Annotated in this window: 17 protein-coding genes and 1 pseudogene; 8 read left to right on the top strand and 10 right to left on the bottom strand. The window is 68.2% G+C overall.

The features are described 5' to 3' along the window. Position 1: 1 nt before the first annotated feature. The 8 genes from mltG to VGD93_RS14630 all read right to left on the bottom strand — a co-directional run bounded on the left by mltG (position 2) and on the right by VGD93_RS14630 (position 6,726). On the bottom strand, positions 2-1,174 hold the full coding sequence (gene mltG, locus VGD93_RS14665; protein ID WP_395012908.1) for an endolytic transglycosylase MltG: 1,173 nt from the start codon (positions 1,172-1,174) through the stop codon (positions 2-4). Between the two features lie 73 nt (positions 1,175-1,247). Further along, a complete protein-coding gene (gene fabF, locus VGD93_RS14660; RefSeq protein WP_395012907.1) occupies positions 1,248-2,516 on the bottom strand; it encodes a beta-ketoacyl-ACP synthase II in 1,269 nt (422 codons plus the stop codon). A 31-nt stretch (positions 2,517-2,547) separates the two neighbouring features. Then, positions 2,548-2,784 carry an acyl carrier protein gene (locus VGD93_RS14655; protein ID WP_127189669.1) on the bottom strand — a complete coding sequence of 79 codons (237 nt, stop codon included), beginning with the start codon at positions 2,782-2,784 and terminating at the stop codon, positions 2,548-2,550. A gap of 204 nt (positions 2,785-2,988) precedes the next feature. Beyond that, positions 2,989-3,726 carry a 3-oxoacyl-[acyl-carrier-protein] reductase gene (gene fabG / locus VGD93_RS14650; RefSeq protein WP_395012906.1) on the bottom strand — a complete coding sequence of 246 codons (738 nt, stop codon included), beginning with the start codon at positions 3,724-3,726 and terminating at the stop codon, positions 2,989-2,991. A gap of 26 nt (positions 3,727-3,752) precedes the next feature. Then, a complete protein-coding gene (gene fabD, locus VGD93_RS14645) occupies positions 3,753-4,703 on the bottom strand; it encodes an ACP S-malonyltransferase (RefSeq protein WP_395012905.1) in 951 nt (316 codons plus the stop codon). A gap of 108 nt (positions 4,704-4,811) precedes the next feature. After that, positions 4,812-5,762 (bottom strand): threonine/serine dehydratase, encoded by a 951-nt coding sequence (locus tag VGD93_RS14640; protein WP_395012904.1) that lies wholly within the window; start codon positions 5,760-5,762, stop codon positions 4,812-4,814. Between the two features lie 132 nt (positions 5,763-5,894). Further along, a complete protein-coding gene (locus VGD93_RS14635) occupies positions 5,895-6,101 on the bottom strand; it encodes a hypothetical protein (RefSeq protein WP_395012903.1) in 207 nt (68 codons plus the stop codon). A gap of 52 nt (positions 6,102-6,153) precedes the next feature. Continuing rightward, positions 6,154-6,726: a DoxX family protein gene (locus tag VGD93_RS14630; protein ID WP_395012902.1), complete on the bottom strand. Its 573-nt coding sequence runs from the start codon at positions 6,724-6,726 to the stop codon at positions 6,154-6,156. Between the two features lie 292 nt (positions 6,727-7,018). On the opposite strand from VGD93_RS14630, the gene rpsF reads away from it, so the two are divergent. From rpsF to alr, 5 genes are all read left to right on the top strand, one after another. Continuing rightward, positions 7,019-7,429, top strand: coding sequence for a 30S ribosomal protein S6 (gene rpsF / locus VGD93_RS14625; protein ID WP_395012901.1), 411 nt, complete (start codon positions 7,019-7,021; stop codon positions 7,427-7,429). Between the two features lie 21 nt (positions 7,430-7,450). Further along, positions 7,451-7,705: a 30S ribosomal protein S18 gene (gene rpsR, locus VGD93_RS14620; protein ID WP_395012900.1), complete on the top strand. Its 255-nt coding sequence runs from the start codon at positions 7,451-7,453 to the stop codon at positions 7,703-7,705. Positions 7,706-7,798: 93 nt separating this feature from the next. Then, positions 7,799-8,377, top strand: coding sequence for a 50S ribosomal protein L9 (rplI, locus tag VGD93_RS14615; RefSeq protein WP_395012899.1), 579 nt, complete (start codon positions 7,799-7,801; stop codon positions 8,375-8,377). Positions 8,378-8,609: 232 nt separating this feature from the next. Continuing rightward, a complete protein-coding gene (locus VGD93_RS14610; RefSeq protein WP_395012898.1) occupies positions 8,610-10,097 on the top strand; it encodes a replicative DNA helicase in 1,488 nt (495 codons plus the stop codon). After that, positions 10,094-11,230: an alanine racemase gene (gene alr, locus VGD93_RS14605; RefSeq protein ID WP_395012897.1), complete on the top strand. Its 1,137-nt coding sequence runs from the start codon at positions 10,094-10,096 to the stop codon at positions 11,228-11,230. Before VGD93_RS14610 ends, alr begins: the two co-directional genes overlap by 4 nt. On the opposite strand, the gene VGD93_RS14600 is transcribed toward alr, so the two are convergent. Both VGD93_RS14600 and VGD93_RS14595 read right to left on the bottom strand, forming a co-directional pair. Further along, on the bottom strand, positions 11,227-11,595 hold the full coding sequence (locus VGD93_RS14600) for a helix-turn-helix domain-containing protein (RefSeq protein ID WP_395012896.1): 369 nt from the start codon (positions 11,593-11,595) through the stop codon (positions 11,227-11,229). The two genes, alr and VGD93_RS14600, sit on opposite strands and share 4 nt — an antisense overlap. Before the next feature lie 2 nt (positions 11,596-11,597). Continuing rightward, positions 11,598-11,846, bottom strand: a complete 249-nt coding sequence (locus VGD93_RS14595) for a type II toxin-antitoxin system RelE family toxin (RefSeq protein ID WP_395012895.1) — start codon at positions 11,844-11,846, stop codon at positions 11,598-11,600. Between the two features lie 107 nt (positions 11,847-11,953). Here VGD93_RS14595 and radA point away from each other — a divergent pair, with 107 nt between their 5' ends. From radA to VGD93_RS14580, 3 genes and pseudogenes are all read left to right on the top strand, one after another. Then, positions 11,954-13,342 carry a DNA repair protein RadA gene (radA, locus tag VGD93_RS14590; protein WP_395012894.1) on the top strand — a complete coding sequence of 463 codons (1,389 nt, stop codon included), beginning with the start codon at positions 11,954-11,956 and terminating at the stop codon, positions 13,340-13,342. A 107-nt stretch (positions 13,343-13,449) separates the two neighbouring features. Beyond that, positions 13,450-14,076 carry a CvpA family protein gene (locus VGD93_RS14585; protein WP_395012893.1) on the top strand — a complete coding sequence of 209 codons (627 nt, stop codon included), beginning with the start codon at positions 13,450-13,452 and terminating at the stop codon, positions 14,074-14,076. Positions 14,077-14,154: 78 nt separating this feature from the next. Further along, positions 14,155-14,539 (top strand): annotated as a pseudogene (locus VGD93_RS14580) (amidophosphoribosyltransferase); the annotation flags it as partial.

Raw genomic sequence — 14,539 nt, 5'->3', positions numbered from 1 at the left:
GCTATTGCGGCGCAGCGGCTCCGGCCGGCACGTCCTCGCCGGCCTCGCTCGCCTGCTCGGCCTCGATCGCGTCCTTGGCGGCTTCGGCTTCGGCCTCGGCCGCGATCGCCTGCTGGCGCTCGATCTCGCGGTATTTCGCGACGTTGGCGCGGTGTTCCTTGTAGGTCGCGGCGAACAGGTGCCCGTCCGAGGGCACCGGGCCGGCGGCAACGAAGTAGAGGTAGTCGACGTCGTCCGGGTTGGCCACGGCCCGCAACGATTCGACGCCGGGATTGGCGATGGGACCGGCCGGCAGGCCGTCGATCTGGTAGGTGTTGTAGGCCGTCCTGGCCTCGATCTCCGATCTCTTGAGGCCGCGGCCGAGCTGGCCTTCACCCTTGGTGATTCCGTAGATGATGGTCGGGTCGGACTGCAGCCGCATGCCCTTCTTCAGCCGGTTGACGAAGACGGCCGCCACCTGGCGGCGCTCCGTCGGCACTCCCGTCTCGCGTTCGACGATGGAAGCCAGCGTCACCAGCTGCTCGGGGGTCTTGAGGACCCCGTTCGGGCCGCACACGTCGGCCCGGCAGCTGGCCCAGACAGCGGCCACCTCTTCCTGCATCCGCGCCTGCATCTGGTCGAGCACGGACTGGCGGGTGTCTTCGCGGTTGTAGTCATAGCTGCCCGGCAGGATCGAGCCTTCGGGCGGCACGCCGGCCAGGTCGCCGACCAGGACGTGGGCGTCCTTGCCGATCTCCTGGGCCACCTGCCAAGAGGTCCAGCCTTCAGGCACGGTCACGCGGCGGGCAATGGGCGTGCCCTCCGTGATCTCCCTGAGGATGGCGGCCATGGAGGCGCCGGCGGGCAGCAGATATTCGCCGGCCTTGATGTCCTTTTCCTTCTGCAGGGCCCGCGTGCCCGCCCAGAACAGCCACTCGCTCGGCAGCAGCTGGTCCCGCGGGATGAGCCCCTGCTCCTCCAGGCGCCGCGCCGTGGTCATGACCGACGAGCCGCGCTCGACGGTAAAGGCTGCCTCCTGGGGCACCGCCGGCGCGTAGAACCGGCTGGCGCCGTAGATGAGCAGTCCCCCGAGCACGATCAGGCCGAGCACCAGCAGGCTCAGCAGCGCGTTGGTGATCTCGAGGACGCCGCTGCGCCGGCGGGTCCGTTTGGCTTTGCGATCGGATTTGGACATCGGCTCGAGCTCCAGAGCGGCGCCGTTTCTGTAGAAGGTCGATGCAGCGATCGGGGCGCCGGGCGCCCCGATCTCAGCTGGCCTTGCGGAAGATCAGCGAGGCGTTGGTGCCCCCGAAACCGAAGGAGTTGGACAAGGCGACGTTGATCTCCTTGCGCACAGCCTTGTGCGGCACGAGATCGATCACCGTGTCGACCGACGGGTTGTCGAGATTGAGCGTCGGCGGCGCCATGCCGTCGCGCATGGCCAGGAGGCAGAAGATTGCCTCGACGGCCCCGGCCGCGCCCAGCAGGTGCCCGATCGCCGACTTGGTCGACGACATGGTTGCCCGCGCCGCGGCGTCGCCGAGCAGACGCGTCACCGCCCCGAGTTCGATTTCGTCGCCCAGCGGGGTCGAGGTGCCGTGGGCGTTGATGTAGTCGATCTCGGACGGGCTGATGCCGGCGCGCTTGATGGCGGCCTGCATGCAGCGGTAGCCGCCGTCGCCGTCCTCGGAGGGCGCAGTGATGTGGTAGGCATCGCCCGACATGCCGTAGCCGATGAACTCGCCGTAGATCTTGGCGCCGCGCGCCTTGGCCCGCTCGTAGTCCTCCAGCACGACGACGCCGGCCCCCTCGCCCATGACGAAACCGTCGCGGTCCTTGTCGTAGGGGCGCGAGGCCTTCTCGGGCTGGTCGTTCCAGCCCGTGGAGAGGGCCCGCGACGCCGCGAAGCCGGCGATCGACAGCCGGTTGATCGGCGATTCGGCGCCGCCGGCCACCATGACGTCGGCATCGCCCATGGCGATCAGGCGCCAGGCGTCGCCGATGGCGTGGGCACCGGTCGAGCATGCCGTCACCACCGCCGAATTGGGCCCCTTGAGGCCGAAGCGGATGGAGACGTAGCCCGAGGCCATGTTGATGATGCGACCAGGGATGAAGAACGGGCTGACGCGGCGCGGGCCCTTCTCATAGAGCAGGATCGAGGTGTCGTAGATGCCGCCGATACCGCCGATGCCCGAGCCGATCATGACCCCGGTGCGTTCGGCATCAGCCTGCGTCTTCGGCTCGACGCCGGCGTCGGCGATCGCCTGCGAGGCGGCCGCCATGGCATAGACGATGAACGGATCGACCTTGCGCTGATCCTTCGTGTCCATCCACTCGTCGGGATCGTAGCCGCCTTCGGCGTAGGTCCCCAGGGGGATGCGATGCGCGATCTGGCAGGTGATGTCGTCGACGTGGAAGTCGTCGATGCGCCTGGCGCCGCTCCTGCCGGCGAGGATGTTGGCCCATGCAGCCTCCACCCCGCAGCCCGCAGGGCTGACGATTCCCATTCCGGTGACGACGACGCGGCGTAGTTCCATAGATCGGATGCCGTGGCTGGCCGGCCGGCGGTCAGCCGACGGCCTTGGTGAGGAACGCGACGGCGTCGCCGAAGGTCTGGATGGATTCGGCGGCGTCGTCGGGGATCTCGACCGAGAATTCTTCCTCGAAGGCCATCACCAGTTCCACCTGGTCGAGGGAGTCGGCGCCCAGATCGTCGATAAAGCTGGCCTTCTCCGTCACCTTCTCCGCATCCACGTTGAGGTGCTCGACCACGATTTTGCGGACGCGATCAGCGATATCGCTCATATTTGACTTCCCTTTTACCACAGAGGTTTGGTTCGAATGTGCTTGGCGTTAGCCGGGGGACTTCACTTAAGGCCGGAGGCGCCGCAATGCAAACTCTAGGCGCGCCGTGCGCAGCCCGCAAGTTTGCCCTGCGCCGTCGATCAGCGGCGGACGTAACACACTTCCCCGGCATTTGCCATATTGGGCAGACCGGGCTTTCCCCAGTCAAATCATCACCATTCCGCCATTGATGTTGAGCGTGTGCCCGGTGATGTAGCCGGCTTCCTCGCTGGCGAGGAAGACCGCGGCGGCCGCCACCTCGGCGGCGGTGCCGAGCCGGCCGGCCGGGACCTTGGCGAGGATGGTCCCGCGCTGCTTGTCGTCGAGTTCGTCGGTCATGGCCGAGCCGATGAAGCCGGGGGCGATGGTATTCACGGTGATGTTGCGCGACGCCACCTCATGGGCCAGCGCCTTGGACATGCCGATGAGGCCGGCCTTGGAAGCGGCGTAGTTGCCCTGGCCGGGGTTGCCGACCACGCCCACCACCGACGCGATGCCGATGATGCGGCCATAGCGCTGCTTCATCATCCCGCGCAGCACGGCGCGAGTGAGGCGGAAGGCAGCAGTGAGATTGACGGCCAGCACCTCGTCCCACTCCTCGTCCTTCATGCGCAGGAACAGGTTGTCCCGCGTCAGGCCGGCATTGTTGACGAGGATGTCGAGCCCGCCCAGCGCCGCCTCGGCGTCCGGGACCAGCTTGTTGATGTCCGCCTCGCGAGCGAGGTTGCACGGAATGATGACGTTCTGGCCCGCCATTTCGTGCGCCGTCTGCTGCAGCGCGTCGACACGGGTGCCGCTCAGCGCCACGCGCGCTCCGGCGCCCGACAGCGCCTTGGCGATCTCCCGTCCGATGCCGCCGCTGGCGCCGGTGACGAGGGCGCGTTTCCCAGTGAGGTCAAACATTTGTCCAGTCCTTTGCACAGGCTGATTCAGGCGCCGAGGGCGGCGGCATAGGCCTCGATGTCGGCCGGCGTCCCCAGGGCGAGCGCCCCGGTGTCGGGGGTGATGCGCTTGGCCAGCCCGGTCAGCACCTTGCCGACACCGAGCTCCGCCAGTTCGGTGACCTCGCCCTCGGTGACGAGCCAGCGCACGCTTTCGGTCCAGCGCACCATGCCGGTGACCTGCTCGACCAGGCGCTTGCGGATCTCGTCCGGGTCGCTGATGGGCCGGGCGAGCACGTTGGCGACGAGGGGCACGACGGGGGCGTGCATGCTGACCGCGGCCAGCGCCTCGTGCATGACCTCGGCGGCCGGCGCCATCAAGTGCGAATGGAACGGCGCGCTGACCGGCAGCGGCAGCGCCCGCTTGGCCCCGCGCGCCTTGGCCAGGTCGATGGCGCGCTCCACCGCCGCCTTGTTGCCGGAAATGACGATCTGGCCGGGGGCATTGTCGTTGGCGATGTCGCACACCTGGTCGAGGGCGGCGGCCCCGGCGATATCGACGAGCGTGTCGAACTCGACCCCGAGGATGGCCGCCATGGCGCCCTCGCCCACCGGCACCGCTTCCTGCATGGCGAGACCTCGCGTCTTGAGCAGCCGGGCAGCGTCGGACAGCGAGAAGGTGCCGGCGGCGCACAGGGCGGAATACTCGCCCAGCGAATGGCCGGCGACGAAAGCGGCATGATCGGCAAGGCGGACGCCCCGGCTGGCCAGGACGCGCACCACGGCGATGCTGACGGCGAGCAGCGCCGGCTGGGCATTTTCGGTCAGCCGCAGGGTTTCGTCGGGTCCCTCGAACATCAGGGCCGACAGGTTCTGCCCCAGTGCCTCGTCGACCTCGGCGAAGACGTTGCGCGCCTCCTGGTAGGTGTCGGCGAGATCCTTGCCCATACCCACGGCCTGGCTGCCCTGCCCGGGGAAAGTAAACGCGCGCCTCGTCACCTGGATCTCCTATAGTCGCCGGCAAAGCCTAAGCGGACGTCCGTGCCGCGTCCAGCCGGCGCCGGCGCGTGTGCAGGAGGGCGCAAGCATTGTCAAGGCGGGATGCGGCTAGCCGAAGTTCACCGCCCCGGAATTGGCGCCGCACAGCAGCACGCCGGCGCGCTCACCGGGCGCCGGGACGTAGCGCCCGGCCAGCAGGGCGGCGAAGGCCGCGGCCCCGCCGGGTTCGGTGACCACCCGCAGCCTGTCCCACAGCATTTTCTGGGCGTCGACGATGGCGTCGTCCGCGACCTGCACGCAGCGCTCGACGTAGCTTTCGGCCAGCGGAAACATCAGTGCCCCCACCCGGCGCGCCCCGAGGCTGTCGGCGGCGACCCCGCCGACGGGGGCGTCGACCGGGCTGCCTGCCGCCAGCGCGTGGCTGAGCGCCGGGCAACGTTCCGGCTCGACGCCGACGATCTTCACCTCGCCCGCGAGGAAGGCGGCGATGCCGCCGATCAGGCCGCCGCCGCCCACGGCGACCAGTATCGTGTCGAGGCCGGGCGACTGCTCGCGCCATTCGAGCGCGACCGTCCCCTGTCCGGCCAGCGTGTGGACGGAGTCGTAGGCGTGGACCTGCAGGCTGCCATGGGCCTCGGCCCACTCGACGCTCGCCGCATAGGCGTCGGCATAGGCCGCGCCGCCGACCACGATCTCGGCGCCATAGCTCTTGATGCGCTCGATCTTGGCCGGGGACGAGATGGAAGGGACGTAGATGCGGGCCGTGTGCCCGAGTTGCCGTGCCGCATAGGCCACGGCCGCGCCGTGATTGCCGCCCGAGGCGGCGACGACGCCGCGCTCCGCCCCCGCGCGCATCAGCATGTTGGCAAAGGCGCCGCGGGCCTTGAAGCTCCCCGAGTGCTGCATGAACTCGAGCTTGAAGCTGAGCGGGGCGCCGCCCAGCCCGAAATCCTCGGCCTTCGTCTCGAGCACCGGCGTGCGCCGGACATACGGGCGGATGACCGCCTCCGCGGCCCGGACGGCGTCGCGGTCGGGGATGGCGATGGCGTGGCTGGTCATTGGCTGGTCCTGCGGGCGGCGCCCGACGCTTAACAAGGGAATCGACTGGGGCGCATCCGTCCTAACATGACGGGGGGCGAGCGGCCACGCGGAGCGGGCCTCGGGACGCGAGCCTTGTCCGCGGCGCGCGGCCTATTTCTCGGGTTTTCGCCCTGCCAGGCCAGGCGCGCCGGGCGGCAGCCGGTAGCCGTGGGTCTCGAGGAGCGCTGCGATCGACGGGGTCACGGCCCGGCAGCCGCAATTGAGCGCGTGGTCGTAGTGCCACTCGGCCCGCTGCTGTTCGGTGGGATTGGTCGGCATCTTGTGCGCCTCGTGCCAGGCGGCGTTGATCCGGCCCATGGTGCACCCTCCAGGTTGCGCCCGGCCCGCGCGGGGCCGGGCGACATTTTCGCTAGAACTCCCGTTTGAGCAGGTTGCGGTCGACCGAGAGCGGGCCGCCGCCATAGCCGGCAAAGAGAAGCGCGGCGACCGTCCAGATGGCCGAGAGGAACTCCGCCTTGTGCTGCACCTGCGTCAGGAAGCGGCCGCCCCCGTCAGCCAGCCGGCGCAGGCCATCGGGGGTGAACAGCTCGGGCGAGGCGGTCAGCGCCTCGATGCCGGCCGCGGTCAGGAACGCGTCGCCATACGGATTGGCCCAGTGGAACCAGTAGGTGATGGCGAGCATGACCGCGTTGGCGAGCGCGATGGGGCGGGTGAACAGCCCGACGATGATCGCCATGCCGCCGAAGAACTGCATCACCGCCAGCAGCGGCGACCAGAACACGCCGGGGTAGAAATTGAGGCTTTCGACGAAGCCCACCTGTGCAAAGGGAGCCTGGATCTTCGGCCAGCCTTCCATCACCAGGAAGGCGCCGACGAATACCCGCAGGATCACCCAGCTCGCCGGCTTGGCGAAATAGTCGTAAAAGCCGCCCATGAACGGCAGGATGAGCCGCGTGGACTGGTCGCGGTTTTGCATCAGCATCGTATTGCTCCAGTTGGGAACCCGAGCCGTCAGCCTAGCCGAGATGCCGGAGGGGGAATTGATCGGCGTCAACGGCTCCGCGTCCTTGCGCCGGCGGCGCTTTTGCCCTATACGCCGCACTGCATTCGTTCGGCCGGGGGCTGAACGGAGGGTCGGTTGCTGCCGATAGGGACTTGTCCCGGCCTCCCGTGTTCCCGCTCTTTAGAAGACTGCTTTGCTGCCTTTCCGGCTTCAAAGGGGCTCCGCGCCGAGTGTCTGCCAGAGTTGAACCTCAACAGAAGGAAGGCGCTTCATGGCCCTTTACGAACACATCTTTCTCGCCCGGCAGGACGTATCCGCCCAGCAGGTCGAGGAACTGACCAACGCCCTCACCGAGGTGCTCGTGCAGGGCGGCGGCAAGGTCACCAAGAACGAGTACTGGGGCCTCAAGTCCCTCTCCTACCGCATCAAGAAGAACCGCAAGGCGCACTATTCCCTGCTCAACATCGACGCCCCGAGCGCCGCTGTCACGGAGATGGAGCGCCAGATGCGCATCAACGAGGACATCCTGCGCTTCATGACGGTGCGCGTCGACGAGCTCGAGGAAGGTCCCTCCGCCATGATGCAGAAGCGCGATCGCGATGATCGCGACGGCGAGCGCGGCGGCCGGCCGGATCGCGGCGGCGACCGCTTCGGCGGCGAGCGCCGTCCGCGCCGGTTCTGAGCACAAGAAGGATAACGAGAAATGGCCATCAAAGACCTGACCACCACCCAGGCCCGCCGTCCCTTCCAGCGCCGGCGCAAGACCTGCCCGTTCTCCGGCGCCAACGCGCCCAAGATCGACTACAAGGACGTCCGGCTGCTGTCGCGCTACGTGTCCGAGCGCGGCAAGATCGTGCCGAGCCGCATCACCGCCGTGTCGGCAAAGAAGCAGCGTGAGCTGGCCCGCGCCATCAAGCGCGCCCGCTTCATCGGGATCATGCCCTACGCCGTGAACTAAGTCCCTCCTCCGAGGGAAACCGTTGGGGTCGCGGGGATGGTCCTTGCGGCTCCTAACTGCGGCAGGTCCGCAGGACAGCATCTGGAGAAGAACATGAAAGTCATTCTGCTCGAGCGCGTCGGGCGCATGGGCCATATCGGCGACGAAGTGACCGTCAAGGACGGCTTCGCCCGCAACTTCCTGCTGCCGCAGGGCAAGGCGTTGCGCGCCACCGAGGCGAACCGCAAGCGTTTCGAGGCCGAGCGGGCCGATATCGAGAAGCGCAACCAGGAGCGCCGCGAGGCTGCCGCCGGCATCGCCCAGGGCCTCAACGGCAAGACGGTGGTGATGATTCGCCAGGCCGGCGAAACCGGCCAGCTCTACGGCTCAGTCAGCTCGCGCGACATCGCCGATGCCCTCTCGGCCGACGGCGCCACGGTCTCCCGCTCGCAGGTCAACCTCATGGACCCGATCAAGACCATCGGTATCCACGTTGTGCCGCTCAACCTGCACGCGGAAGTGGAAGTCACCATCAACGTCAACGTCGCGCGTTCGGAAGACGAAGCCGAGCGCCAGTCGAAGGGCGAGGACCTGACCATCCCCTCCTTCCAGCGCGAGGCCGAAGAGGCCTTTGCCCAGATGGAAGCGGCCGAGGAAGCCGCCGAGGAGACCGCGGACGAAGCGCAGGCCTGACGGCCTCCCTCGCACGCCAGGAACAAGGAGGCCGGGCCCGTCCCGGCCTTTTGTTTGCCCGACGCCACCGAGTCGGCGGCAAGGCAAGCCTGTCGAGTGGCGCGACCGTCCGCGTTCGCGATTTTTCCACGCTAAACTCCGATGCTCACAGGAGTGATTCCCCTGCAGCACGATTCGGTTGCGGGGGCGCCGTTAGGGTTTAAGAAAGCCTTAAGGATCAAGCTGAGCAAACATGCCTGAGAACGTCAGACGCCTGCATCCGGAGGACGACAAGCCCTTCCGCCTTGCGCCCCACAACGTGGAGGCCGAGCAGGCGCTGCTGGGCGCCATCCTCGTCAACAACGAGGCCTTCTACCGGGTATCTGATTTCCTCGGGGCGGAGCACTTCTACGAGCCCGTGCACCGCGAGATCTACGAAGTCTGCGGCAAGATCATCCGCGCCGGCAAGACGGCGACGCCGATCACCGCCAAGACCTACCTGCCCGAGACGCTGCTCGCCGACATGACCATGCCGCAATACCTGGCGCGGCTGGCGGCGGAAGCCACCACCGTCATCAACGCGGCCGACTACGGGCAGACGATCTACGACCTGGCCCTCAGGCGGAACCTCATCCTGATCGGCGAGGAGATGGTGGCGACGGCGTACGGCGCCGACGTCGACCTCACCGCCCCCAGGCAAATCGAGGAGGCCGAGAAGCAGCTCTTCGACCTCGCCGAAAAGGGCCGCTACGATGGCGGCTTCCAGCCGTTCAACGCCGCGCTGCGCGCCGCCATCGAGATGGCTGGCGAGGCCTATAGCCGCGACGGGACGCTTTCGGGCACGGCCACCGGGCTCACCGACCTCGACCGCCTGATGGGTGGCCTGCAGCGCAGCGACCTCATCATCCTCGCCGCCCGCCCGGCCATGGGCAAGACCTCGCTGGCCACTAACATCGCCTTTCATGTGGCGCGCAACTGGAAGGGCGAGGTGACCCCCGACGGGCACCGCAAGACCACCGACGGCGGCCAGGTCGGCTTCTTCAGCCTCGAGATGAGCGCCGAGCAGCTGGCGACGCGTATTCTCGCCGAGCAGGCGGGCATCTCCTCGGCCGACATCCGGCGCGGCAACATCCACGAAAGCCAGTTCAGCCGGCTGGTGGACACCTCCAACCTCATGGCGCAGGTGCCGCTCTATATCGACGACACCGGCGGCATCAGCGTACAGCAGCTGGCGGCGCGGGCGCGGCGGCTGAAGCGGCAGCGCGGCCTCGACCTCTTGATCGTCGACTACCTGCAGCTGCTCACCGGCTCCTCGCGCAAGGCCAGCGAGAACCGCGTGCAGGAATTGACCGAGATCACCACGACGCTCAAGGCGCTGGCCAAGGAACTGGACGTACCGATCATCGCGCTCAGCCAACTGAGCCGGCAGGTGGAGAACCGCGACGACAAGCATCCCCAGCTTGCCGATTTGCGTGAATCGGGCTCGATCGAGCAGGATGCAGACGTGGTTCTGTTCGTTTATCGTGAAGAGTATTATCTGAAGAACAAGGAACCCAAGGAGGGGACCCCCGAACACCTGGCCTGGCAGGGGGAAATGGAAAAAGTGCACGGACGGGCGGAAGTGATCATCGGCAAGCAGCGCCACGGCCCGACCGGCACCGTGCAGCTCTCCTTCGAGGCGCAGTTCACGCGCTTCGGCAACCTCGCCCACACCGATTACCTGCCGGAGCGCATGGAATGATCCCGGTCCCCGCCATCGCGACGGGTTACGGCGGACGGCTCACCATCGATCTGGGAGCCCTCAAGCGCAACTGGCAGGCCCTCGACAAGGTGAGCCGCGGCGCGCTGACCGGCGCCGTGGTCAAGGCCGACGCCTACGGCACCGGCATCGCGCAGTCGAGCCGCGCCCTGTACGAGGCCGGGGCCCGCTTTTTCTTCACCGCCACGCCCGATGAAGGGGTTGCGGTCCGCGCCGCACTGCCCGAGGACGCCCATATCTTCGTGCTCGGCGGGCTGTTTCCGGGCGCCGCCCCGCTCTATGTCGGCGAGCGGCTGATGCCGGTGCTCAACTCCGTGCCGATGCTGGAGGAGTGGCTCGCCGCCTGCGTCGCCCGCAACGAGGCGCTGCCGGCGGCGCTGCAGTTCGACACCGGCATGAACCGGCTCGGCTTCCGCCTCAACGAGGCGTCGATCGTCAGGCGCATGATCGACCAGCTCAACTATGCGCCGCAGATGATCATGAGCCACCTCGCCTGCGCCGACCAGCCGGCGCACGAGAAGAACCGCACGCAGCTGGCGCTGTTCACCTCGCTGCTGGCGCAGTTTCCGGGCGTGCCGGCCTCGCTCGCCAACTCGGCCGGGTTGATGACGGCCCGGGAGAACCATTTCCAGATGGTCCGGCCCGGGATTGCGCTTTATGGCGGGCGCGCCGTGCAGGGGCGGCGCAATCCGATGTCGCCGGTGGTGACGCTGGAAGCGCCGATCCTGCAGCTAAGGGATGCCAAGACCGGCGAGACGGTCGGCTACGGCGCCACGCAGACGCTGGCGCGCGACAGCCGGCTGGCCACCATCGCCCTCGGCTATGCCGACGGGTTCCTGCGCTCGCACTCCTCCTCCAATCAGCGCAGCGGCGCCCGCACCGTGGTGCGCGGCCACTTCGCGCCGGTGGTCGGGCGGGTCTCGATGGATACCACCATCATCGACATCACCGATGTCCCCGAGATTCCGCTCCCCGGCGAAATGGTGGAGATCCTCGGCCCCAACATCTCCGTCGACGACCAGGCCGACGCGGCGGGTACCATCGGCTACGAGATCCTGACGAGCCTCAAGGGCCGCTACGCAAGGAACTATGTGGGCGACGGGGCGGGCGGCTAGGCCAGCAGGTCGAGCGGCACCTCGAGCGCATCGGCGAGCCGGCGCAGCACCGCGGCGGTGCCGGTGCGGCGGCCGCTCTCGATATCGGAGACGTGGCCCTGGCTGAGGCCGGCGCGCCCCGCCAGTTCGACCTGCGTCAGCCCGCGCCACTCGCGGACGACCCGGACGGCGTTCTCGCCGTCGGCGAGGCGATCCACGGATTCCTTCGGGACGAACGGTCCCCCTTCCGCCATTGCCTCGGCGACCAGCCGGGCGGTGGCCTCGTCTTCCTCAGCCTCCTCCACACGCGCCACCAACGCTTCATACTCGTCACGGGGCAGGATGGCGACCTCGCCAGTCTGCGTCTTCTCGAAACGAACCGTCATCGTCAGTTCCTTCCATAGACGTCGCGCCGATGGCCAACGGCAATCACGGTAATGGTCCTGCCGTCATCATGAAAGAGGACGCGCCAGTCCCCTACCCGCAACCGGGCACTTTTCCGTCCGACCATTCGCTTCACGTCTCCTGTGCCGGTGCGGGCAAACTCCATCAGGCGTTCGTCGATACGGGTCCTCACATCCATCGACAGCTTCAGCCATTGCCGAAGCGCCGCAGCTTCGAAGGTCACCGCCCGCATCGGCAATTATCGCACATTGCGATATCCCCCACAACCCCGTTCCCTTTCTGTTCTTGCGTGCGACGGTAGACTCCGTTAGAGCTTCAGGGCAATTCGTGGAAACCCTGATGGCGCGCACCAAGACCTCCTATGTCTGCCAGTCCTGCCGCGCCGTCGCGCCCCGCTGGCAGGGCCGCTGCGAAGCCTGCGGCGAGTGGAACACCATCGTCGAGGAGATCGTGGACTCGGGCGTCGGCGCCGGGCCGAAGGCGGCGACCGCCTCGGGCCGAGCGATCCAGCTGGTGCCGCTCGCGGGCGAAACCGAGAGCGCGGCGCGCGTCGAGACCGGGCTGGGCGAACTGGATCGCGTCACCGGCGGGGGTTTCGTCATCGGCTCGGCGGTACTGGTCGGCGGCGATCCCGGCATCGGCAAGTCGACGCTGCTGCTGCAGGCGGCGGCGGCGCTCGCCGACCGCGGCCAGCGCGTCGTCTACATCTCGGGCGAAGAGGCGGTGGCGCAGGTCCGGCTGCGGGCACAGCGCCTCGGCCTGGGCGGCAGCGCCGTCAGCCTCGCTAGCGAGACCAATGTCGAGATCATCCTTTCGACCCTGCAGCAGGGCCCTACCCCGCACCTCGTCATCATCGATTCCATCCAGACGCTGTGGACAGACCGGGTGGACAGCGCCCCCGGCACGGTCACCCAGGTCAGGACCTCGGCCCAGGCGCTGACCCGCTTCGCCAAGAAGTCCGGCGCCGCCGTGGTGCTGGTCGGCCACGTCACCAAGGACGGCCAGATCGCCGGGCCGCGCGTCGTCGAGCACATGGTCGACGCCGTGCTCTATTTCGAGGGCGATTCCAGCCACACCTTCCGCATCCTGCGCGGGGTCAAGAACCGCTACGGCGCGACCGACGAGATCGGCGTGTTCGAGATGACGGCGCTGGGGCTGCAGGAAGTGTCCAACCCCTCCGCCCTGTTCCTCGACCAGCGCGACGAGGGCGCCGCCGGCTCGGCCGTGTTCGCCGGCATGGAGGGGACGCGGCCCGTCTTGTGCGAGATCCAGGCGCTGGTCGCCCCCTCCCCGCTCGGCACGCCGCGCCGCGCCGTGGTCGGCTGGGACGCCGCGCGCCTGTCCATGGTGCTGGCCGTGCTCGAGAGCCGCTGCGGGGTCAGGATCGGCGCCAACGACATCTATCTCAATGTCGCCGGCGGGCTGAAGATCGCCGAGCCGGCGGCCGACCTCGCCGTCGCCGCGGCCCTGATCTCGTCGCTGAGCGGCGCGCCATTGCCGCCCGACACCGTCTATTTCGGCGAAATCTCGCTCGCCGGCGGGGTCCGCCCGGTGGTTCACGCGGCGCTGCGCCTGCGCGAGGCGCAGAAGCTGGGGTTCAAGGCGGCGGTCACCGGCCGCCTCGGCGCCGGCGACAAGGCGAGCGGGCTGCGCATCGGCGAATACACCGAACTCGCCGAACTGATCGGGCGCATCGCGGCACGGGGCCAGCGCGCCGCGGCCGAATAGGCGCCGCTTTGCCGTGAACATCGCAGCGCCGCGACGCCTGCGCGCTTGGCAGATGCGGCGGAAGCGGCTAAACGGAGCGGCAGCAAAACCCTGGGCGAGCCTCACATATGTTGACAGCGTTCGACGTCGGCGTCGGCATCCTTGTCCTGATTTCGGCGATCCTGGCGACGGCGCGCGGTCTCACCCGCGAAATCCTCTCGCTCGCGACTTGGGCTGGTGCAGCGGCATTGGCCGCCTACATGTACTTCAACCACGCCGACCTGGCGCGCGGCTATATCGACGAGCCGATCGTCGCCGACGTCGCCACCGTGCTGGTGAGCTTCATCGTCGCGCTGATCATCCTGCACCTCGTCACCATGCGCATCGCCGACTGGGTGGTGGATAGCCGCATCGGCCCGCTCGACCGCACGCTGGGCTTCATCTTCGGCGTCGCCCGCGGTATCCTGATCGCGGTCGTGGTGGTGATCTTCGGCGCCTGGCTGCTCAATGCCGACCAGCCGGGCGGCGAAGAGCGCCTGCCCGAATGGGTGCGCGGCTCGCGCTCGCTGCCGTTCTTGCGCGACATGGGCGACCAGCTCATCGCGGTGCTGCCGCCCGACCTGGAAAAGCAGGTCACCGAGCTGCTGCGGCGCGGCACCGGACTCGAGGAGGAGTCGCCGCCGGACGAGCAGACCGACGCGCTGGAGGACGGCACGCCGCCGCCGGAGCCTGGCGCGGCCGCGCCGAACGGATGACTTTCAGGTGAAAGCGTTGCAATTGGCCGGGCGGGCGCCGACATGCGGGATGACCCGGACCGGACTGGCACAGGTGAGATGGTGACGCACGACCCCTTCGATCTGGACGGGGATACGCTGCACGAGGAGTGCGGCGTATTCGGCATTCTGGGGCACCCCGACGCGGCAACGCTGACGGCGCTCGGGCTCCACGCCCTGCAGCACCGCGGCCAGGAAGCGGCAGGCATCGTCAGCTTCGACGGCACGCAGTTCCATTCGGAGCGCCAGCTCGGCCTCGTCGGCGATCACTTCACCGACCCGGCCACAGTCGCCCGCGTCCCCGGCCACATGGCCATGGGCCACGTGCGCTACTCGACCACCGGCGAGACCATCCTGAGGAACGTGCAGCCGCTCTTCGCCGAACTCGAGGTCGGCGGCATTGCCATCGCCCACAACGGCAATTTCACCAACGGGCTGACGCTGC

The sequence above is a fragment of the Devosia sp. genome (genome assembly GCF_036406155.1).
Classification (GTDB): Bacteria; Pseudomonadota; Alphaproteobacteria; order Rhizobiales; family Devosiaceae; genus Devosia_A.
This window is presented reverse-complemented; position numbering and strand designations above follow the sequence as displayed.